The sequence below is a fragment of the Paenarthrobacter nitroguajacolicus genome (genome assembly GCF_031455195.1).
Lineage (GTDB): Bacteria > Actinomycetota > Actinomycetes > Actinomycetales > Micrococcaceae > Arthrobacter > Arthrobacter nitroguajacolicus_D.
Genome location: NZ_JAVDSH010000006.1, coordinates 224,406 through 244,570 on the forward strand (window position 1 = coordinate 224,406; position 20,165 = coordinate 244,570).

At 62.5% G+C, this 20,165-nt stretch carries 21 protein-coding genes, 1 other RNA gene and 1 riboswitch; of the genes, 7 read left to right on the forward strand and 15 right to left on the reverse strand.

The window, feature by feature from the left end:
* Position 1: 1 nt before the first annotated feature.
* The 6 genes from aroA (at position 2) to J2Y68_RS14915 (ending at position 6,725) form a co-directional block, all read left to right on the forward strand.
* The gene (gene aroA, locus J2Y68_RS14890; protein WP_309994528.1) at positions 2-1,372 is read left to right on the forward strand and encodes a 3-phosphoshikimate 1-carboxyvinyltransferase; all 1,371 of its coding nucleotides are present in this window, start codon (positions 2-4) and stop codon (positions 1,370-1,372) included.
* 2 nt (positions 1,373-1,374) lie between these two features.
* Positions 1,375-2,490, forward strand: coding sequence for a ribosome small subunit-dependent GTPase A (rsgA, locus tag J2Y68_RS14895; protein WP_211711506.1), 1,116 nt, complete (start codon positions 1,375-1,377; stop codon positions 2,488-2,490).
* 54 nt (positions 2,491-2,544) lie between these two features.
* Positions 2,545-3,357: a histidinol-phosphatase gene (gene hisN / locus J2Y68_RS14900; protein ID WP_211711505.1), complete on the forward strand. Its 813-nt coding sequence runs from the start codon at positions 2,545-2,547 to the stop codon at positions 3,355-3,357.
* 183 nt (positions 3,358-3,540) lie between these two features.
* Positions 3,541-3,654, forward strand: a riboswitch (SAM riboswitch).
* A 32-nt stretch (positions 3,655-3,686) separates the two neighbouring features.
* Positions 3,687-5,093, forward strand: coding sequence for an aminotransferase class V-fold PLP-dependent enzyme (locus J2Y68_RS14905; RefSeq protein ID WP_309994529.1), 1,407 nt, complete (start codon positions 3,687-3,689; stop codon positions 5,091-5,093).
* A 63-nt stretch (positions 5,094-5,156) separates the two neighbouring features.
* On the forward strand, positions 5,157-6,002 hold the full coding sequence (locus tag J2Y68_RS14910) for a class I SAM-dependent methyltransferase (protein ID WP_309994531.1): 846 nt from the start codon (positions 5,157-5,159) through the stop codon (positions 6,000-6,002).
* A 9-nt stretch (positions 6,003-6,011) separates the two neighbouring features.
* Entirely contained in the window at positions 6,012-6,725 is a 714-nt protein-coding gene (locus J2Y68_RS14915) for a metal-dependent transcriptional regulator (protein ID WP_309994533.1), read from the forward strand.
* A gap of 17 nt (positions 6,726-6,742) precedes the next feature.
* On the opposite strand, the gene J2Y68_RS14920 is transcribed toward J2Y68_RS14915, so the two are convergent.
* The gene (locus tag J2Y68_RS14920) at positions 6,743-8,197 is read right to left on the reverse strand and encodes an MFS transporter (protein WP_397335143.1); all 1,455 of its coding nucleotides are present in this window, start codon (positions 8,195-8,197) and stop codon (positions 6,743-6,745) included.
* A 31-nt stretch (positions 8,198-8,228) separates the two neighbouring features.
* Between J2Y68_RS14920 and J2Y68_RS14925 the strand changes: the two genes are divergently transcribed.
* On the forward strand, positions 8,229-8,603 hold the full coding sequence (locus J2Y68_RS14925; protein ID WP_309994536.1) for a hypothetical protein: 375 nt from the start codon (positions 8,229-8,231) through the stop codon (positions 8,601-8,603).
* Between the two features lie 5 nt (positions 8,604-8,608).
* Here the strand turns inward: J2Y68_RS14925 and J2Y68_RS14930 are convergent, their stop codons facing one another.
* The 14 genes from J2Y68_RS14930 to J2Y68_RS14995 form a co-directional block, all read right to left on the reverse strand.
* Positions 8,609-9,589, reverse strand: coding sequence for a S1C family serine protease (locus J2Y68_RS14930; RefSeq protein ID WP_397335157.1), 981 nt, complete (start codon positions 9,587-9,589; stop codon positions 8,609-8,611).
* 180 nt (positions 9,590-9,769) lie between these two features.
* Positions 9,770-10,138: a transfer-messenger RNA gene (gene ssrA, locus J2Y68_RS14935) on the reverse strand.
* A 101-nt stretch (positions 10,139-10,239) separates the two neighbouring features.
* The gene (smpB, locus tag J2Y68_RS14940; RefSeq protein ID WP_211711499.1) at positions 10,240-10,710 is read right to left on the reverse strand and encodes an SsrA-binding protein SmpB; all 471 of its coding nucleotides are present in this window, start codon (positions 10,708-10,710) and stop codon (positions 10,240-10,242) included.
* 65 nt (positions 10,711-10,775) lie between these two features.
* Positions 10,776-12,191, reverse strand: a complete 1,416-nt coding sequence (locus J2Y68_RS14945) for a peptidoglycan DD-metalloendopeptidase family protein (RefSeq protein WP_309994539.1) — start codon at positions 12,189-12,191, stop codon at positions 10,776-10,778.
* A 55-nt stretch (positions 12,192-12,246) separates the two neighbouring features.
* Entirely contained in the window at positions 12,247-13,161 is a 915-nt protein-coding gene (gene ftsX / locus J2Y68_RS14950) for a permease-like cell division protein FtsX (protein WP_309994540.1), read from the reverse strand.
* Positions 13,158-13,922 (reverse strand): cell division ATP-binding protein FtsE, encoded by a 765-nt coding sequence (gene ftsE, locus J2Y68_RS14955; protein WP_309994541.1) that lies wholly within the window; start codon positions 13,920-13,922, stop codon positions 13,158-13,160. The genes ftsX and ftsE overlap by 4 nt, the downstream gene beginning before the upstream one ends.
* Before the next feature lie 288 nt (positions 13,923-14,210).
* Positions 14,211-15,329 (reverse strand): peptide chain release factor 2, encoded by a 1,119-nt coding sequence (prfB, locus tag J2Y68_RS14960; protein ID WP_309994542.1) that lies wholly within the window; start codon positions 15,327-15,329, stop codon positions 14,211-14,213.
* Positions 15,330-15,392: 63 nt separating this feature from the next.
* A complete protein-coding gene (locus J2Y68_RS14965) occupies positions 15,393-15,803 on the reverse strand; it encodes a pilus assembly protein TadG-related protein (protein WP_309994543.1) in 411 nt (136 codons plus the stop codon).
* Between the two features lie 41 nt (positions 15,804-15,844).
* Entirely contained in the window at positions 15,845-16,237 is a 393-nt protein-coding gene (locus J2Y68_RS14970; RefSeq protein ID WP_309994544.1) for a hypothetical protein, read from the reverse strand.
* A gap of 124 nt (positions 16,238-16,361) precedes the next feature.
* Complete coding sequence (locus J2Y68_RS14975) at positions 16,362-16,766, reverse strand: TadE/TadG family type IV pilus assembly protein (protein ID WP_309994546.1); 405 nt, start codon at positions 16,764-16,766, stop codon at positions 16,362-16,364.
* 26 nt (positions 16,767-16,792) lie between these two features.
* Positions 16,793-17,032 (reverse strand): hypothetical protein, encoded by a 240-nt coding sequence (locus J2Y68_RS14980; RefSeq protein ID WP_309994547.1) that lies wholly within the window; start codon positions 17,030-17,032, stop codon positions 16,793-16,795.
* 93 nt (positions 17,033-17,125) lie between these two features.
* The gene (locus J2Y68_RS14985; protein ID WP_309994548.1) at positions 17,126-18,067 is read right to left on the reverse strand and encodes a type II secretion system F family protein; all 942 of its coding nucleotides are present in this window, start codon (positions 18,065-18,067) and stop codon (positions 17,126-17,128) included.
* Positions 18,064-18,915, reverse strand: coding sequence for a type II secretion system F family protein (locus J2Y68_RS14990; protein WP_309994549.1), 852 nt, complete (start codon positions 18,913-18,915; stop codon positions 18,064-18,066). Before J2Y68_RS14990 ends, J2Y68_RS14985 begins: the two co-directional genes overlap by 4 nt.
* Positions 18,915-20,138, reverse strand: coding sequence for a CpaF family protein (locus tag J2Y68_RS14995; protein WP_309994551.1), 1,224 nt, complete (start codon positions 20,136-20,138; stop codon positions 18,915-18,917). Before J2Y68_RS14995 ends, J2Y68_RS14990 begins: the two co-directional genes overlap by 1 nt.
* Positions 20,139-20,165: the final 27 nt, after the last annotated feature.

Genomic DNA, 20,165 nt, shown 5'->3' on the forward strand with positions numbered 1-20,165 from the left:
CATGACAGGTACCACCCCCGCCAACAACGATCCAACAGCAACCAGGACCGAGCTTCCGCTGTGGTCCGCCCCGTACGCCCGGGGGCCGGTGAATGCGTCGGTGACGGTACCGGGTTCGAAGTCCCTGACCAACCGTTACCTGGTGCTGGCGGCTTTGGCGGACGGCCCGTCGCGCCTGCGGGCTCCCCTGCATTCCCGCGACTCTGCCCTCATGATCCAGGCGCTCCGGCAGCTTGGCGCTACGGTCACCGAAGAACCCGGTGACGGCGACTACGGACCCGATCTTTTGATCACGCCGTTGGATCCCCTGGCCACCAGCGCAGAAACTGCGATCGATTGCGGGCTGGCTGGAACGGTGATGCGTTTTGTTCCGCCGCTCGCGGCGTTGCGCCGCGGGGCTACCGTGTTCGACGGCGACCCGCACGCACGCAACCGGCCCATGGGCACCATCATCGAAGCACTGGTTGCGCTGGGGGTTCCGGTCGCAGCTGAAGGCGGCAGGACGCCGTCGGCCCTTCCGTTCACCGTGGAGGGTACCGGCGAGGTGCGGGGCGGCCACCTGGTGATCGATGCCAGCGCTTCGTCGCAATTCGTGTCCGCCTTGCTGCTGGTGGGTGCCCGATTCACCGAGGGTCTTCACCTGGAGCACGTCGGCAAGCCTGTTCCGAGCCTCGACCACATCTCAATGACCGTGGCCACCCTCCGCAGCGTAGGGGTCTCCGTGGACGATTCGGTGCCCAACCATTGGCGGGTCTCCCCCGGCCCCATCAACGCCTTCGACCAGCGGATTGAGCAGGACCTTTCCAACGCCGGCCCCTTCCTGGCAGCCGCGTTGGCTACCAAGGGAACCGTCAGAATTCCCAATTGGCCATCCGGCACCACCCAGGTAGGCGACATGTGGCGGAGCATCCTCGCCACGATGGGAGCGGAAGTCAGTCTTCAGGACGGGACCCTCACGGTAACCGGCGGGCAAGAGATCAAGGGCGCGGACTTCGACGAGACCAGCGAACTCGCACCCACCGTTGCCGCGCTTTGCGCACTGGCAGCCAGCCCCTCGCGGCTCACTGGCATCGCCCACCTTCGTGGCCACGAAACTGATCGGCTCGCTGCCTTGGTGGCCGAGATCAACAGGCTGGGCGGTGACGCTGAGGAAACGGCCGACGGCCTGGTTATCCGGCCAGCCGCCCTGCATGCCGGCGTGGTGCACAGCTACGCAGACCACCGCATGGCCACAGCCGGAGCGATCCTTGGCCTCGCCGTCGAAGGCGTCAAGGTGGAAGACATCGCCACCACCTCGAAGACCATGCCGGAGTTCCCGGACATGTGGGTGCGGATGCTCGAATCTGCGGGCGCGGAAGAGGCCGGCAACTGACCATGGCCCGCGACGCACGCTCCTGGGATGAGTCCGACGTCCGTATCCGTCCCAACAAAAAAGGGTCACGGCCCAGGACCAAAGACCGCCCAAGCCACGATGACGCCGTCATTGGCCGCATCATCACCGTAGACCGGGGCCGGTACAGGGCAATTGTCGGGGAAGACTCCGACAACGAGCGCCTGGTCATCGCGGCACGGGCCCGTGAATTGCGGCGTAATCCCGTGGTCCCGGGTGACTTCGTCGCCTTAGTGGGCGACGTCTCCGGATCCCCGGATACCCTTGCCCGCCTCGTCCGCGTGGAGGAACGCAGGACCCTCCTGCGCCGCAGCGCTGACGATACCGATCCGATTGAACGCGTCGTAGTGGCCAATGCCGATCAACTCGTGGTGGTTGTGGCGGCGGCAAACCCCGAACCCCGGACCGGCTTCATCGACCGCGCCCTGGTGGCAGCGTACGACGCCGGCATCGAGCCGTTGCTGCTCATCACCAAGGCGGACGTCAAGGACCCGGCGGAATTGCTTGCGAACTACCTCAGCCTGGACTTTCCCGTGATCATCAGCCGGACAGCCGACTCAGAGGCAGGCGGTATTGACGCCCGCTCCGACGATGGCTTATCCGCCCGGCTCGATCGGGACGCCGTCGCGCAGCTCCGCTCCCACCTTGGCGGAAAGGTAACTGTGATGCTCGGCCATTCAGGCGTGGGCAAGTCCACCATGGTCAACGCCCTCACGGGAGCCGAACGCGCCACCGGCGGCGTGAATGCCGTGACGGGCCGCGGCAGGCACACCTCGTCATCGGCGCTGGCCCTCAAACTCGACGATGCCCCCTCGGGAAGCTGGATCATCGATACACCCGGTATCCGCTCCTTCGGTTTGGCCCACGTGGATCCGGACCGGATCCTGCGTTCCTTCCCCGACCTGGAGCCCGGCACGGAAGCCTGCGAACGCGGCTGCAAGCATGACGCCACCGCCATCAACTGCGGCCTGGACGCGTGGGTAAACGAAGGGCACGCCGGGCCGTCAGGCGTTGCCCGCCTTGCCTCGCTGCGTCGCTTGCTCGGTGCTGATCCCAGGCTTGAAGCAAAAGAGGCCAAGGAATTGGGGACCGTCAACTGATCGTTGCGGCTTCACGTCCCCACTGCAGCGATTGATTCAGGATAGTTTGGTGGCATGACCCATCCCGTTTCCACCTACAACGATGACCTGCGCCTCGCCCACGTCCTCGCCGACTCAGTAGATGCCCAGACCATGGATCGCTTTAAGGCGCTGGACCTGCAGATCGAAACCAAGCCGGACCTCACGCCCGTCACAGATGCGGACAAGGCCGCCGAGGAAGCGATTCGCGGCCAGTTGTCCCGTTCCCGGCCCCGCGACGCCGTCCTGGGCGAGGAGTTCGGCAGCAGCGGACACGGCTCGCGTCGTTGGATCATCGACCCCATCGATGGCACCAAGAACTTCGTTCGCGGTGTTCCTGTCTGGGCAACGTTGATCGCGCTCGTCGATGAAGGCGAACCTGTGGTGGGCGTAGTGAGCGCCCCCGCACTGGGCAAACGGTGGTGGGCAGCCAAGGACATGGGTGCCTACATGGGCCGCTCCCTCGCCTCCGCCACACGCCTGAAAGTTTCCAACGTCTCCCGGTTGGCCGACGCCTCAATGTCCTATTCGAGCCTGTCCGGGTGGAAGGAACGCGGCAACCTGGATGAATTCATGGGACTCACCGAGGACATCTGGCGTACTCGGGCTTACGGGGATTTTTGGTCCTACTGCCTGGTCGCCGAGGGCGCCGTGGACATTGCATGCGAACCTGAGCTGAATCTCTACGACATGGCAGCCCTGGTGCCCATCGTCACTGAAGCCGGTGGACGCTTCACGTCGTTGGAAGGCGAAGACGGCCCGTTCGGTGGCAACGCATTGGCCACCAATTCCATCCTGCATTCGGAAGTCCTCAAACGGCTGAACCCAGGCCTGGACGACCTCCTCTAAGCTGAGCGCGACTCCGGCACAGTCTGGAAACTGACGAAATTTTCGACGGCGGATGGCCCCTTTTGGGGCTGTCCGCCGTTTTTTCTTCGCCTAACAGCGACTTTTTCCGCCAACGTAACAATGCGCTTAACAAAGCCAACAGGCTTTGGAGGGGCCGGATCGTATGCTCTAACCTTTTTTACAGGTCACGAGTGCCAGCGCTAAACCCCGGTTTGCTGGCCGGCAACCCTCCATTCGCGGTGGGGTGCCCCGGGTGACGACCCGGCCGGTCCGGAACGGATACGGCAAGCGCGGATCCCCCTGTGGGGGTCCCTCTTGAGTGAGGTCCCATGAGCACCGTTACGTTGAACGCCAACACCATTCCGTCTTTTGCTGAGGCAACCACGGCATCCGTAGCAGCAGCACGGCCGCTGGCCGCTGTTACGGGCGCAGAGTTGCAGGCCCCCCTGATCCAGGGCGGCCACGTCCGTTACGCCAACCTTGACTACGGCGCATCAGCACCGGCCCTGACCATTGTTTCGGCGTACCTCAACGAAGTACTGCCTTATTACGCCAGCGTCCACCGCGGTGCGGGTTTTGCGTCGCAAATCAGCACATCCGTCTACGAGAATTCACGGAACATCGTGCGTGAATTCGTTGGCGGGCGGGCTGATGACTCCGTGATTTTCACCCGAAACACGACGGACTCCCTGAACTTGCTGGCCGGATGCCTTCCCGTGGTTGATGGCCAGGCAGCAGGCGAGGTCCTGTACCTGGACATCGAACACCACGCCAACCTGCTGCCCTGGCAAGGCGTGCCCCACCGAAGCGTCGTGGCCGCGCCAACGCTTGCCGCTACCTTGGACAAACTCCGCAGCGAACTCGCCCAAGGCGGCGTGAGCCTGCTGGCGGTCACGGGTGCCTCGAACGTCACCGGTGAAATCCTTCCCATCGCCCAACTTGCCTCCCTTGCCCACGAATTCGGCGCACGGATCGTGGTGGACGCCGCGCAGCTTGCACCACACCGCCGCATCAATATCGCTGAAGCAGACGTCGATTATGTCGTGTTCTCCGGTCACAAGCTCTACGCTCCGTTCGGCGCTGGAGTCGTTGTGGGGCGCCCTGACTGGCTCGACGCCGGTGTCCCCCACCTGGCTGGCGGCGGAGCCGTCCGTGAAGCCCGGTTGGATTCGGTCAGCTGGGCCACCGGCCCGGCCCGTCACGAGGGCGGTTCTCCCAACGTCCTGGGAGCGGCAACCCTGGCCCGTGCCACCCAGGTCCTGGCTGGCCTGGATGAGCAGGAATGGCATGACCATGAGGCGGCCATCCGTTCCTACTTGGTTGAAGGCCTGGAGGCGATCGAAGGCGTCTCGGTCCACAAAATCTTTAGCGATTCGGTAGACACCATCGGCGTGGTCAACTTCTCCGTGGAAGGGTTCGACGCCGGTTTGGTCGCCGCCTACCTCGCGGCGGAGCACGGCGTCGGCCTTCGGGATGGCCGTTTCTGCGCCCACCCGTTGCTTAAGCGCCTGGGGCTCCCGTCAGGTTCGCTGCGGGCAAGCTTCGGCGTCGGCTCCCGGTTGGAGGACGCCACCAGGCTGCTGGCAGGCATCGAAGAGCTCAAGCGCAACGGACTTGGCTGGGACTACGTGGTGGACGAAGGCCGCTGGGTGCCCGCGAACGACCACCGGAGCTACCCCGAATGGGCGCCCAACACTCCGGGCACGGCAGGCGCCGCGCCCTGCACTGTGGACTAGGAATCCGCGCACCAAAGGGTTCCACGGCTGCGGTAAATTCGTAGGGTAACTTTTGGCAACCCTATGAAGGAGCTCCGCGTGTCCACGCCGTCCCCGGGAGCCGCAAACAGTACGGCAGGCATTCCCGGACCAGCAGGACCGAGGGGTCCCAAGCTCCACGCCACCCGCAGGCACGAACTCGGCCAAAGCTTCCAGGACGGCGGGGAGCACTATGACCGCGTGCGCCCCGGATACCCCATGGACTCCTTGGAGTGGATCCTGCCGCACGGGGCCCGGACAGCGGCCGACATCGGGGCTGGCACTGGCAAGTTCACTTCCCTGCTCCTCCAGCGGGACCTGGAGGTTGCCGCCGTCGATCCTTCCCGGGACATGCTGGAACAACTTCGCAATAGCTACCCGCAGGTCAACGCACTGGTGGGAACAGCCGAGGCAACAGGGCTGACGGACTCAGCATTCGACGTCGTCAGCGTTGCCCAGGCCTGGCACTGGTGCGATCCCCTCCCCGCCAGCACGGAAATCGCACGGATTCTCAGACCAGGTGGAACGCTGGGCCTGATTTGGAACCAGTTGGACACGTCCATTCCATGGGTCCACCGGCTGTCCCGGATCATGCATGCAGGGGACGTCCATAAACCGGGATTCCGGCCAGTCATCGGCCCGGAGTTCCATGGCCTGGAGCGCCAGCTGACGTCATGGGAAGATCCCCTTACCCCGGAGGACATGATGGAGCTGGCGAAGTCACGCAGCTACTACCTCCGCGCCAGCGAGGCCACCCGGGCGAAAGTCATGGCGAACCTCCAGTGGTACCTTCACGAACACCTCGGACATGCGGCAGGCGAAACAGTCCCCGTGCCCTACGTGACGCAAACCTGGCGTGCACTCAAGGTCCAGGACGCGCTGCCACGGTAGGCTTGGTGTGTGAAGACCAGTACGCCATCCTCCTCGATCGAGGACTACGTCAAGGTCATCTACTCCTACACGGAGTGGCAGGACAAGCCGATCACTTCCTCCCAGCTCGCCCAGAGGCTGGGCGTGGCCAACTCCTCCGTCTCGGAAATGGTCCGCAAGCTCAAGGACCAGGGCTTGGTGGACCACCAGCCCTACAGCGCCATACGGCTGACGTCCGAAGGCATGCGCCTTGCCTTATCGATGGTCCGCCGGCACCGACTCATCGAGACCTACCTTGTGGAGGAACTGGGCTACAGCTGGGACGAGGTCCACGACGAAGCCGAAATGCTCGAGCATGCGGTAACCGATACCTTCATTGAACGCATGTCCGCCAAGCTTGGGCACCCCGTCCGGGATCCGCACGGCGACCCAATTCCGTCCGCCGACGGCACGGTGGAATTGCCGCACGCGTACCAAATGATCGAGCTGGACCAAGGCCACGCCGGCAGGATCACCCGCATCAGCGACGAAAACCCCGATCTCCTGCGTTACCTGGCCGCCCAAGACATCGCGCTGGACGCCCCCGTTGAAGTCATGGGGCGCAAGCCCTTCGGCGGGGCACTGGTTGTGAAGATCGGCAGCGGACCGGACCGCCGTGAGTTTGACCTGGCCGACGAAGTCGCATCGGCCCTCTGGGTGCAGAGCGCCGGAGTCCATCCAGGGTGCGTCCTCCCAGTCCCCTGAAGTAGCCAAGCGACAGGCTAGCTGCGCTGGCTGGCGGGCCCGCCGTCGTCGGACGCCACATCAGTTACGCTTCCAGCGGGAGCCACCGCTTCACGCGGCGGATTCCGGATTCCGACGGCGGACGCCACCGCCCCGATAAGGAAAAGGGCCGCGGTGACCAGCAAGGCGTTGTAGAGGCCCTGCCGGGTGAACACCGGTCCGACGATCACCCCGGCGAAAGCGATCGTGATCAGCCCGGCAATGCGCGCTACTGCGTTGTTGACGGCCGAACCTATGCCGGCCTCCTCGGTGGGCACCGCCCCAAGTATCGCCGCCGTCAGGGGGGCCACCAGCGTTGCCAAACCCACACCGAAGACAATCTGGCCGGGAAGCACCTGCGTCCAGTAATTGAGGGGCTCCTGGACCGCCAAAGCCATCAGGAAGCCCACGCCGCACAACAACGGACCTGCCGTCATGAACCAGCGCGGCCCATATTTGCCTGCCAAGCCGCCAAAATAAGACGCGCACAGCATCAGGATGACCGTACCCGGAAGCAATGCAATGCCGGCCATCGTCGCACCCATGCCACCCACCTGCTGGAGATAGATGCCCAGGACGAAGAACCCTAGCGAAATCCCGCCATAAATAGCCAAAGTAGCCACATTGCCCCACCCAAAATTGCGGATGGCGAAAAGCCTGAGGGGCAGCATGGGTTGGGCAGACCTGGCCTCGTGGACGAGGAACAGCGCCAGGGCCACCGCACCAACCACCAACGGAGCCCACACCAGCGGGCTCCCCCAGCCCATCCTGCCCTGCTCGATGAAGGCATACACGGGGCCACCCAGGCCGAGCATAGCGAGGAAAGCCCCGAGGTAGTCGATCTTCTTGCTCTTGTCCCGCGCGGCGTCACTTGCGCGCAAGCCTGCCAGCATGGGCCAAATCAGGGCTGCAGGGACAACGTTGATAAAGAAGATGACCCGCCAGGAAAGCATGTCAACGGAAACACCGCCGATGAGCGGGCCCACAATCGCAGCCGCGCTGGTCCACCCTGACCACTGGCCAATGGCCTTGGACTGGGCGGGGCCGGAGAACGACGTGATGATCATCGCCAGCGAACTCGGCACCAGGAGCGCCCCGGCAATCCCCTGCAGGGCCCGTGAAATCACAAGCACTTCCCCGGTCCACGCCAGCCCGCACATGACGGACGTCAACGCGAAACCCGCCAGACCCCATTCCAGGATCCTGGCCCGGCCGAAATGGTCGGACAAAGAGCCGGCCACGAGGATCAGGGCACCCAACGTCAGGAGATAAGCGTCCACCACCCATTGCTGGATCACCAGGCCGCCGCCCAGTTCCCGCCCAATGGCAGGAAGTGCGAGATTCACCACAAAACCATCAAGAATGGCAATGAACGAAGCCACGATTGCCACCACCAGCACACGTTTTTGGAGCGGGGTGCTCGGTTGCAGAGCGGCTGCGTCAGTCATGAGCACAGCCTACGCCGGTGGAGTCCCGTATCGTTGAATGGTGATTAGCAGACGTGACGCCGCCTTGGCCCTGGATATTTCGATGGAAATGGCCCAACGCCACGGCATTCCGTCCCGCCTTAGCGAGGCAGACCTTCGCGAGATGCAGGACAATCCCCCGGCCTGGCTGGTGCAGTCCCGTGCCAACCGCACCGGAAAGCGCCCCGTCTGGGTCCACCTCACATGCGCTGTGTGCGGCTATTCTGAGGCTGTCCGGCCCAAGAAGTGGTGGCCGGACTTCTCCTTCGTCTTTTGCGGCACGCACCGGAACTCCGAGCTGCCGAAGCTTTTCCTCGGCGAAGTCCGCAGCGAATACGAAGGTGTCGGCAGCCGCTTCGTCGGCGTCGTCGATGTACCCGAGAACCAGGCCTAGCTGCACTACCCCGGCTGCTGGCTCATTTCCGACGGCACCGCGATGAGTTGGAAAGTGCGGCCCTCCCGCAGCACGGTGAGGGGGAATGGCTCGCCAATCGCCTCCTCAAAGAGCAGCTTCTGGAGGCTCTCCGCGCTGGATACCGCCCGCCCCTGGGCACGCAGCACCAGGTCTCCTGGCTGGAGACCGGACCGTTCCGCAGGAGACCCGGCTATCACCTCCACGACGCGCAGTCCCTCTTTCTGACCCGTCCGCACCACGGCGCTGGCATCAAGGGGAATCGGAGTGCTGACCAGGCCCAGATAGGCGCGACGCACCCGGCCATCCTTCAGCAACGAGGCAATGATCCTCTGCGTCGTCCTGTTGATGGGGACAGCCAGCCCGAGCCCAAGTCCGGCGACAGCGGTGTTGATGCCGACTATGCGGCCCTTGGTATCAGCCAAGGCCCCACCGGAATTCCCCGGGTTCAGGGCAGCGTCGGTCTGGATGACATCCTCAATCACCCTCCGGTGTTCCCCCGCCCGGACAGGGATGGAGCGGCCCAAGCCACTGACCACACCGGCAGTCACGGAACCCGCCAGACCGAGAGGATTGCCCACGGCAATCACCAACTGTCCCACACGCAAAGAGTCTGCGTTGCCCAACCGCGCCGGAGGCGGCGTCGACTTCAGCCCACGGACCACGGCCAGGTCGGACAAGGGATCCGCTCCCACCAGCTCCACGTCTGTGTGCTTGCCATCGGCGAAGACGACCCTGCCCGACTGGATGCCCGCCACGACGTGGGCATTCGTCAACAGATACCCATCGCCGGTATAGACGACGGCGGATCCGCTTCCCACACGGACCTGACCACGACGTCCGGTGCTTGTCATCTCGATGGCAGCAACGTGCGGTGTAACGGACTCGGCCACCCTGATGACGAGCCGCGAATACGCGTCCAAGGCCTCGTCCTCGTCCGGGAGTTGCTGTTCAAACTCAGGCTCCATACTCATCACTTGCCTCCTGCCAAGCGTCGGACCGCGATCCGCACGCCCCGTCCGGCTTCGCGCTTACCCAGTACAACGACCGGGGTGCGGGGGCTAGTCCGGTTTGCGGTACGCCGTGGGTGAACGGGGGTTTCGGGCACGAAGAAAGCCCCCGGATCACGTGGATCCGAGGGCTTTCAGGGGTGGAGATGGGGGGAATTGAACCCCCGTCCGATGTCGTTTTGTCAGGGCTTCTCCGGGCGCAGTTTGCGTCGGATTTTCTCGGCCCCAGCCATCCTGCAAACAGGTAGCTGATCCGGGCCCAGTCATCTAAGAGTCCCGTTTACCTCAATGACGAAGGTAAACAGCAGTGGCTATCTAAATGACGCCAGGATCCGGGGCGATAGCAACCCCGGGCTGACGGACTGTCTTACTGCTTAGGCAGCGAGAGCGAAGTCAGTGCGCTTAGATTCGGCACTTATTGGTTTGCAGACAGCGTTTACGAGATAATTCTGCATCCTCGGCCCGCTTCACCTGTCGCGACTAACATCGTCGAAACCGATCATCCCCGTATTTTGTTACCAAACCGGCAAGAACCCTCAGGTCCCCGTCGGACTACTTAGCATAGCGCATTAATCGGCCGTTTCATTCCCGGACACGCGCGAAGCCGACTAGCGTCGGTTGCGTTCCCGCAATTCACGCAGAGATTCACGCTTGTCCTGCTGCTCACGGAGGGTTTGCCGCTTGTCGTAGTCCTTCTTACCGCGGGCAAGGGCGATTTCCACCTTGGCCCGCCCGTCCAGGAAATACAGCTGAAGCGGGACCACCGTGAAGCCGGACTCACGGATCTTTTGCGAAATCTTGTCCAGTTCCTCCCGATGCAGCAGGAGCTTACGACGCCGGCGCGCGGCATGGTTGGTCCAGCTCCCCTGGTTGTACTCGGGAATGTGGATACCCTCCATCCACAGTTCGTCATTGTAGAAGGTACAGAAGCCGTCCACCATTGAGGCATGGCCCTCACGAAGGGACTTCACTTCTGTTCCCATGAGGGCAATGCCTGCCTCATAGGTGTCCAGGACATGGTAGTTATGCCGGGCCTTCCGATTGGTGGCCACTACCTTACGGCCACTTTCCTTGGGCACGGTAGAACTCCTTGATAGATGCGGATTTCAACTAGTGTACGCCAGCCCCGGCGGGCTCCAGCACCCTAGAGAAGGTTCATGGGATCCACTGCCGAACCATTAAGCCAGGTTTCGAAGTGGGCGTGGCAACCAGTGGAGTTACCGGTGCTTCCCGAGTATGCAATGAGTTGCCCGGCCGAGACTTGCTGACCGTTGGCAACCACAATGCTGCTGTTGTGATAGTAAATGGTGGTCAGCGAGTTGCCCTGGACAACGCCGTGGGAAATCTTCACGCGCCAGCCGCCTCCGTCTGCTGAGTTCCAACCGGAGTTGAAGACCTCGCCTGCCGCGGCCGCATAGACAGGGGTACCGCACGCCGCACCGAAGTCGATACCGGTGTGCATGTAACCACCCGTGCCGTAGAAGTCGATGGTGCCCGGCGGCGTTGCACGCCACCCGAAACCCGACGTGATGGGTACTGCGCTGGCGAACGGGTGCCGCAAACCGAATGCCGAAGGCGATCCCACAGCGGGCGGAACATAAGGCTGCTCCGGGGGTGCCGGCCTACCCTGTGCTGCCGCAGCCGCGGCGGCAGCAGCAGCGGCCTCCGCAGCGATACGCCGTTGCTCCGCTTCCCAGGCTTCCCGCAACTTGCGGTCCCGCTCCACGATTTCAGCCGCAACGCTGTCTTGCTCGGACTTCACCCGAGCGAGGTTGGCTTCGATCCCTGGTTTGGCCGCTTGCAGTTGGCCGTTCAGGCGGGTGGTGTCTTCGATCAGCTTGTCGACTTCGGCTTTCTTGCTGGCAGCCTCATCCCGCGCCGACTTTTCCCGCTCCAGCGCGGCATCCGCTTTTGCCTTCAGATCCTGGATTTCTTCTTCGACCGCAACCAGCCGCGCCTGTGAGTTCACGTTGGTGGCGTTCTGTTGGGTCAGTTTGGTCATCGCGGCGTTTTGGCTGCGCATGGCCTGGTCAGCCAAATCCATGGACTCGGTCAGGCTTCCGGATTCACTGGACCCGAACAAAAGGGCAATGTTGGTTGGCACGCCACCTGATTTGTACGCCTGTGACGCAATCTGCCCGATCAGCTTTTTGGTGTCAGTGATTTTCTGCTTATCACTTTCCAGCTGCTCGGTAATCTTCGCCTTGTTCTGCTGGGCAAGCTCAACCCGGGCAGCCAATGCTTCGACTTCCTTGACTGCGCTTGCAACCCGCCCCTGTGCTTCCAGCAGCGCCTGCTGGGCACCCGGGAGGCGGCCCTGGTAGATCACCAGGTCACCGGCAGCCTTCGCGATATTCGCATCAACGAATTCAAGGGAGGCCTGGACCCTGGCTGATTCCGCTTCCAAGGCAGCCTGCTGATCATCCAGGTTGTCGGCCTGCGCGGTCGGGGCACCCGAGAGGAGGCTGACAGCAAGACCCACGGCAAGGACAGCACCCAGAATCCGAGCTTGGCCGGACGCAAGGCGCCGACGCAGGGAGGTCGGGTCCAACGTGGTCATCAGGAGTCCTTTTCGCTTGTCAACAAGGTTGTTCGGTGCAACGGCATGGTCATGGCTAAACCTTCAGGTATCGCCGCAAGGTCAATAGTGACGATATACCAGCCAGTCCGGCGCCCAGCGCGACGAGGACCGGAGCGATCACCAGGACCTGCGCTGAAGATATGAACGGCGTATTAAGGAACTGCCTGGACAGGTCGCCATTGAGCCAGAAGTGAGCCATCAGCCACAAGGTGACCGATGCCAACAGGGCTCCAACAACCGCGGCTATGACGCCTTCGAGGATGAAAGGCAGTTGGATCACCATCTTGGAGGCGCCAACGAGCCGCATGATGCCCGTTTCGCGGCGCCGGCTGAAGGCTGAAAGGCGGATGGTGGTGGTAATCAGCAGCACCGCGCAGAAAATCATCACCGCAGCCACGCCAATCGCAGCAACTGAGGCCCCGTTCATCCACGAGAAGATGCGTTCCAGGACCTGTCTTTGGTCACTGACTGTCTCAACACCCGGCTGGGAGGAGAAGGTCTCGCTGATGATCTGGTACTTCTCTGGGTTCTTCATGTTGATGCGGAACGATGCCGGCAACTGGTCTTCGGATACCGAGTCCACGATTGGCGAGTTGGAGAACTGTTCCTTGAAGTGCGTGTAGGCCTCGGCCTGTGATTCGAACTGGAAGTCGTTGATGTACTGCTTTACGGCCGGCGACTCCAGCATGGCCTTCAGGTTGTCCTGCTGTTCCTGCGTGGCCGGACCGGAAGCGCAGCCAACCGCCGTCGAACCGTCGTTACAGAGGAAGACAGCCACCTGGACTTTGTCGTACCAGTAGCCCTTCATCTGGTTGATCTGCATCTGCAGCATGCCCGCAGCACCGACGAACGTCAGCGAAACAAAAGTTACCAATACTACGGAAATCACCATCGACAGGTTACGGCGCAAGCCACTGCCGATTTCTCCGAGGATAAACAGGAGCCTCACAGCTGCGCCCCCTGAGCCCGGTCGAGTTCCTCGCCGCTGGCATCACGCAAACGGCGCGACTCCCCCACCACAGGAATCATCGATGTGTACAGGGCCTTGGCTTCGTCGCGGATGACCTTACCGTTCTTAAGTTCCACCACGCGTCGGCGCATCTCGTTGACGATGTCGTCGTCGTGGGTGGCCATGACCACCGTGGTGCCATTCTGGTTGATTTTGTCCAGGACGCCCATGATTCCCATCGAGGTGATGGGGTCCAGGTTTCCGGTCGGCTCGTCCGCCAGCAGGATGCCGGGACGATTCACGACGGCGCGGGCGATCGCCACGCGCTGCTGCTCACCACCGGAGAGTTCATGAGGCATCCGGCGTTCCTTGCCTTCCAAGCCCACCGTCTTCAGGACTTCGGGTACTGTCTCACGGATGATCGAGCGGCTCTTGCCGATGACTTGCATCGCGAAGGCCACGTTGGCGAAGACATTCTTCTGGGGCAGCAGTCGGAAATCCTGGAAGACCACGCCAATGCCGCGCCGGAGCCTAGGGACTCGCCAGCTCGAAATGTTGGCGACATTCTGTCCAGCCACATACACGGACCCGGAAGAGGCTTTGTCTTCCTTCAGTATCAGCCGCAGGAAAGTGGACTTGCCTGAGCCCGAGGCACCGACGAGGAACGTGAATTCGCCGCGGTTGATCTCAAGGCTGACAGAGTCGAGCGCCGGTCGGGCATTCTGCTCGTAGACCTTGGTGACATTCTCAAATCTGATCATGGCCCTTTAGAACCCCGCCGGACATGACATAGTCGCCCAGTCCAACAGCCGGAGCGCGGGCTTTCGATGGGGGAAGTGAGAGCACCGGCCACTCGACTATACGCACGGGTAAGGAGCTAAACCGGACCTTTGACGGGCGTGTCGCCGAATCCGGACCGACTCCACACAACCATTGACGGGCTGCTGGATCGTCTGGTTGCTGCGCTGCTTAGCTGGCTGCCGAGCTGCCGCGCTGGCAGCGGCCTGGCTTAGCTGGCAGCGGCCTGGCTTAGCTGGCAGCGACGTGGCTTAGCTGGCAGCGGCGTTGCGGTTGCCAGTGCGCCAACGGATGCCGGCATCGATGAAGTCGTCGATGTCGCCGTCCAGCACTGCCGACGTGTTGCCCACTTCGTGTTCCGTTCGCAGGTCCTTGACCATCTGGTAAGGATTCAGCACATAGGAGCGCATCTGGTCGCCCCAGGACGCTTTGACGTCACCGGCCAACGCTTTCTTCTCGGCGTCTTGTTGTTCCTTCTTAACCAACAAGAGCCGCGACTGCAGCACCCGCATGGCCGCTGCGCGGTTTTGGAGCTGTGATTTTTCATTCTGCATGGAGACGACAATTCCAGTGGGAAGGTGCGTCAACCGTACAGCGGAGTCGGTGGTGTTGACCGACTGGCCACCAGGCCCCGAAGACCGGAAGACATCCACCCGGATTTCGTTGTCCGGAATCTCGATGGAGTCCGTCTGTTCAATCAGCGGGATGACCTCAACGGCGGCAAAGGACGTCTGCCGCCGGCCCTGGTTATCGAAGGGACTGATGCGGACCAGGCGGTGGGTGCCCGCCTCAACGCTCAGTGTGCCAAACGCATACGGCGCCTTCACTTCAAAGGTGGCGGACTTCAGACCTGCCTCTTCGGCGTAGGAAGTGTCCATGACCGTGGTTGGGTAACCATGGCGCTCAGCCCAGCGAAGGTACATCCTCATCAGCATTTCGGCGAAATCGGCGGCATCAACGCCACCGGCCCCCGCCCTGATGGTGACAACGGCCTCCCGCTCGTCGTATTCACCCGAGAGCAGTGTAACGACTTCGAGTTCCTCCAACGCCTTGCGGATGGAGGCCAACTCCTTCGCGGCTTCGGCCATGGAGGCTTCGTCGCCCTCGTCCTGGCCCAACTCCACAAGCACTTCGAGGTCGTCAATACGGGATGCAAGCTTCGACAGGCGCTCAACTTCCGACTGCCGATGGGACAACCGGGACGTGATCACCTGGGCTGCTGCGGGGTCGTCCCAAAGGTCCGGTGCACCGGCTTGCTCGCTCAGTTCAGCGATCTCAGCTTTGAGCGCATCAACATCTGTGACGTTCTCGATGGAGCTGTAAGTAGCGCGAAGGGCGCGGATTTCTGCGGGAAAATCAATGTCAGCCATGGTTATCCCAGCGTACGCTATTCATCGGACTCCCCCGCCGGGGCCACTCCCAGGTCCGGATCATTACTGCGTTAACCTCGACCTGGCAATGGACTTGGCCTCCACCGCAATACCGTCGGGAAGCAGGAAGCTGATCACCGGCGGATGGGCGATGGAGGTCAGCACCACAACAGCAGTATCCCCAGGCCCGCGGCCTGTTTCAGCTTCCACAGTCAAATGGTCATGCCTCCCGAAAGCATGGCTTTTGACCAGGTAGGAGCCTGCCGCCGCAAGCACCCTGTTGTCCGCCAAGGCGGTCGACGGCGAACTTCCGTCGCCTATCTCCCCCGCCACATACGAATCGGCGGCCGCGAGCGCTGCTCCGTCTGCCAGTGACAGCAGCTTCTTGTGTTCCAGGTACACCGCTGATGCGGCCATCACCGCTGTGGCCAAAAGGAGGGACAACGCCACGAAGCCGATGATAAGAACCGTCATCTGGCCGTCCTCGGACGTGTTCCTGCCCTTTCTCCAAGCCCTCACCGGTATCGCCCCACAACCTGGGTCGCCGTTGCACTCACCCTGCCCGCGGTCAGATGGCCGGAGTCCGCAAACGGCATCATGGGCAGGGGAACATCCAGGCGCACGGCAACGGAAACCGTGGCGCCCGCCGACGAGCAATCCGATCGGTCGCATGAGATCTCAAGGCTGGCCCGGTCCGGAGTGTAGCCATAGTCCTTCAGGGCGATGAGGACACTTTGTTCCGCCGCCGTTTGCGCCCCCGCCGGATCGGACTGGGCGACGAAGACCTTCGCGGCTTGGTCTGCCGCCCCAACCACAGCGAAGGAACCGCCCTGCAGTTGGCCGACAGTGACCACGAAATAGACCACCGGGACCATCAAAAGCAGGGCCAGGAACGTGAATTCGACCACCGCACTTCCTTCCTGCGCTCCGCGGGGAACCGCATTCGGTACGCGATCGGCCTCGCTTCCTGTTCTCAGGCATAGGGCGTCAGCGAGCCTTTCCCGCAGGGCCTTCCACAGAGCGACCAAGACGTTAGCCCGGGAGCACCGCATGGCCTTTCACCTCCAGTAGTCCGACGGGCCCGATCAACCCGACCAGCGGAAAAGGTGCCCTTACGGTGACCTCCAGGGTGCGGATGCCGTCAACAGTTGCTTCGGCCGAAGTAACCTCCCTCGGGAAGTCAGCATCGAGGGCAGAGCCAATCAGTTCCGATGCACGCGCTGTGGCGTCGGCAGGTGTCCTGTCCGCCAAGGATCCGTAGCGCGCGCCTGAGGCCGCAGCATCGATGAGCGTATTACGAATGTGCAGGACCAAGGTGAACTGGATGATCGACAGGAACAACAAGGTCAGCAACGTCCCGACCAGCACGAAGTCGACCACTGCGGATCCCCGCTCTTCGGCAGTTGCCAAGGCCACAGACCGGCTACGGATATTCAAGGTACGGGCCCTCCCCCCATCAGGCCCTATTTGGCAACCTGGTGGATGGCCTGGTTGAAGAGGTCATTCAAAGCCGGTGCCGCGAGCGCCAGCAGCCCCGCGACGAGGACCGCTGACATCAATGTGATCATCACCCAACCAGGCACGTCGCCACGTTCATGGTCTTCGGCGGCCGTTGCTGTGCGCCCTACCGCGGCCGCAAGCAAGGAGCTGCAGCCTAGGATCAGGACCAGTGCCGCTACAGTGCTTTGCGCTATTTTCTTCATGATTTCCCCACTATGTGTCGAGCTGGTGTTCAAGCAGCTTGTTGGTGAACAGGATGTCGGTGAACAGGATGATGAGTTGGAGTTGGCGTGGCTCTAGAGGCTGATGTCCAGGGCAGCTATGGCCGGGAAGGCCGCGAAAACGACTGTGAGTGGAAGGACGCCAAAGACGAGCGGCACCATCATGGCGATCTCTTTTCGGCCCGCTGACTCCATAAGTTCCCTCTTGGCGGCGTCACGGACATCAGCAGCCTGCGCCCTGAGAACGGCAGCCAGAGGAGTCCCGCGTTCCACAGCAACCACCAGGCCGTCAAAAAACCTGACCAAGGGTGGCAGTTCCGCCCTTGAGGAAAATCCCTGGAGAGCTTCTGGCAGCGGCTTCCCGGAGCGCGCGTCTGCGATGACTATGGCGAATTCGGCGGAAAGCTCGCCGCTGGAGCTACGGGTCACCCTATCCATCGCGCCCATGGCGCTCTCACCGGCAGCTACAGCCAAGGCCATGAGCTCGGCAAGGCTGGGAAATTCGGACAGCATCTTGGCCTCACGACGCTTGATATGTTGGCCAAGAACATAGTCACGGAGCAAATATCCCGCCATTGAACTTCCGATGACCGTGACCACCAGGAGTGCCGGACTGAACTGTCCCGCCGCTGCCCTGACAGCGACCACCAGCACGGCGAGCACAAAGCCGGCACCGGCCCACAGCAACTGCTCCGCCCGGTAATCGAGCGTTGTTTTGGGCGAACCGGCCCGCGCGAGCCGATTGGCCAAAGCGGCAGAACCGACGTTGAACCGGGAAAGGTAGGTCATTGCATCACGAAGCACGGGGCGGAGTATTCGTTCCAGTGGCCCGAACGGCGTCAGGTTCTGCGTGGGAGCGCGCAGCAGGCGCGATTCGAGGTTCCTGGACTTCAACTGCGGTTCGATACGTTCGGCCAAAGTTGTGCTGCGCAGGAAAGGCAGGCGAACAATCGTCAGCCACAGCCCTGCCCCAAGCACGAGTCCGCACAGGACCGCGAGCGCCGTCACCGAGCTCATCGGAGGATCCGTTCGTCCTCAGGCAACGCGCCAATCCGAAGCATGACTGCGTAGCAGAACACGGAGACCAACAAGCCCCCCAGCAACACCATCGCGCCAAGAGTCGAGCTGTAGGCCAGCATGGCCTCCGGCCGGCTGGCCATCACCACCAGGACGATCCATGGAGCGGCCACGGCCAGACGGGCGGCGTTGATCGTCCAGGACTGCCGGGCCTCGAGCTCGCTGCGGGTGCGGGCACTGTCCCGCAGGAACTCCGCGAGGGTGCCAAGCATGCGGCCAAGGTCGGAACCACCCACCTCCCGGGTCATCCGAAGCGCCTCGACGATGCGGTCGGCCACAGGATCAGCCAGTCGCTCTTTGAGCCTGCTCAACGCAGCATCGAATTGCCCACCGGACCTATAGTCCGCCCCGAAGTCGAGGAACAGCGAGCGCAATTCATCCGGCCCGTTGTGTCCCAGTTGAATCAGCGCCTCCGGCAATGCCAGGCCTGCCCGGATGGCGGAGCGCAAATGGTCCACGACATCCGGCCAAAGGACGCGGAGTGCCGCGCGGCGCTTGTTCGCCCTCCTGCGAACCACGGCGAATGGCACCCAGGAACCGAAGATCGCGAAGCACACAGCGATGGGAAGGGACGCTGTCACCACGAAGAAGACAAGGAGGGCCAGAAGCCCAAATCCTGCGCAGGTCGCAAGAAGCCCTCCAGCCGTCACCTTTTCTATCCCCGCCGATACCAGCAGCAGGTCCAATCGCCGTGGTCTGGCCTTCTTCTTTCCTGCGGGTTGGCCCCACGTGGACCACCACACAAGAAATACGCCGAGGCCGCAGAGACTCCCCAGAAGCGGGGCCATCAGTTCAACTCCAGGAGAGCGGCAACATCAAAGCCTGACCGGGCAAATTTTTCGACCGCGGGCATGGAGTTGGCTTGAGGCTGCAACTGCCCGCCACTCATGCCGAACACTGGCGAGGACTCGATAATCCCGTTTTCCACCCGGCGACCCAAGGAGAGCACCTCGGTTACTTGCCTGCGCCCGGTGGAGTGGCGACCGCAGTGCACCACAAGGTCTATGCATGAAGCGACCGTGGGTACAACGAAGGCACTGGAGATGTTAGCCCCTGCCAGTAGCGGCAAGGTACAGATCTTGGTTACGGCGTCATGCGCTGAGTTGGCGTGGACAGTACACATACCGGGAAGCCCGGAGTTAAGCGCGATCAGCATATCCAGGCTTTCGGCTTCACGGACTTCGCCGACGATCAACCGGTCGGGCCGCATACGCAGCGCTTCCTTGACCAGCCGACGCAAGGGGATTTCACCCTCGCCTTCCAGGTTGGGTTGCCTGCATTGCAGGCCCACTACATCGCGGAGCGGGAGTTGAAGCTCGAAGATTTCCTCGACCGTTATCACTCGTTCTCGAGAGCCCACGTTTGCCGCCAGGCAGTTCAGCATGGTGGTCTTCCCCGCCTGGGTGGCCCCTGACACCAGAATGTTGAGGCCGCTGGCCACGGCAGCGCCCAGGAACCTGGCAGCCTGGGGTGTCAGGCTTCCCAGTTCCACGAGGTGCTCCAGGCGGTTTGCCCTTGCAATGAATTTCCGGATATTGACTGCCCAGTGCTTCCGGGTGATGTCGGGTATGGCTACATGCAGCCTTGATCCGTCCGGCAGCGCCGCATCCACGAACGGTGATGACAGGTCCAGCCGCCGCCCCGAGCTTTTAAGCATCCTTTCGACGAGGTCGCGGACCTGCTGCTCAGTCAGGCTTATGGCAGTCAGTTCAGATTCCCCGTTGCGGGCCACATAGATTTCATGCGGGGCATTGATCCAGACCTCCTCGATGGAGGGGTCATCCAGGAGTGGCTGCAGGGGTCCGAAACCTGCGACCGCATCAAAGACGTGGCGTCGGGCTGTCTCGAGATGTCCCAAAGGCGGAAGTGGTCCGAGGAGCGCCCGCTCGTCGTAGTCGCTGACCGCTGCCTCCACGAGGCGCCTCACATCCGCGGTTTGTTCCATGGGATCCAATCCCCGGCGCCGGATGAGTTCGCGAACTTCGCCCTCGACGATTTTTACAGCGTCCACATCTCCCCCAATGATTCCCGGATTGGT

Bases quoted from the DNA above. Each gene is read 5' to 3' on its own strand.
- aroA (WP_309994528.1), top strand. From the start codon at position 2: ATGACAGGTACCACCCCCGCCAACAACGATCCAACAGCAACCAGGACC.
- rsgA (WP_211711506.1), top strand. From the start codon at position 1,375: ATGGCCCGCGACGCACGCTCCTGGGATGAGTCCGACGTCCGTATCCGT.
- hisN (WP_211711505.1), top strand. From the start codon at position 2,545: ATGACCCATCCCGTTTCCACCTACAACGATGACCTGCGCCTCGCCCAC.
- J2Y68_RS14905 (WP_309994529.1), top strand. From the start codon at position 3,687: ATGAGCACCGTTACGTTGAACGCCAACACCATTCCGTCTTTTGCTGAG.
- J2Y68_RS14910 (WP_309994531.1), top strand. From the start codon at position 5,157: ATGAAGGAGCTCCGCGTGTCCACGCCGTCCCCGGGAGCCGCAAACAGT.
- J2Y68_RS14925 (WP_309994536.1), top strand. From the start codon at position 8,229: ATGGTGATTAGCAGACGTGACGCCGCCTTGGCCCTGGATATTTCGATG.
- J2Y68_RS14930 (WP_397335157.1), bottom strand. From the start codon at position 9,589: ATGGAGCCTGAGTTTGAACAGCAACTCCCGGACGAGGACGAGGCCTTG.
- J2Y68_RS14945 (WP_309994539.1), bottom strand. From the start codon at position 12,191: ATGACCACGTTGGACCCGACCTCCCTGCGTCGGCGCCTTGCGTCCGGC.
- ftsE (WP_309994541.1), bottom strand. From the start codon at position 13,922: ATGATCAGATTTGAGAATGTCACCAAGGTCTACGAGCAGAATGCCCGA.
- prfB (WP_309994542.1), bottom strand. From the start codon at position 15,329: ATGGCTGACATTGATTTTCCCGCAGAAATCCGCGCCCTTCGCGCTACT.
- J2Y68_RS14965 (WP_309994543.1), bottom strand. From the start codon at position 15,803: ATGACGGTTCTTATCATCGGCTTCGTGGCGTTGTCCCTCCTTTTGGCC.
- J2Y68_RS14980 (WP_309994547.1), bottom strand. From the start codon at position 17,032: ATGAAGAAAATAGCGCAAAGCACTGTAGCGGCACTGGTCCTGATCCTA.
- J2Y68_RS14985 (WP_309994548.1), bottom strand. From the start codon at position 18,067: ATGAGCTCGGTGACGGCGCTCGCGGTCCTGTGCGGACTCGTGCTTGGG.
- J2Y68_RS14990 (WP_309994549.1), bottom strand. From the start codon at position 18,915: ATGGCCCCGCTTCTGGGGAGTCTCTGCGGCCTCGGCGTATTTCTTGTG.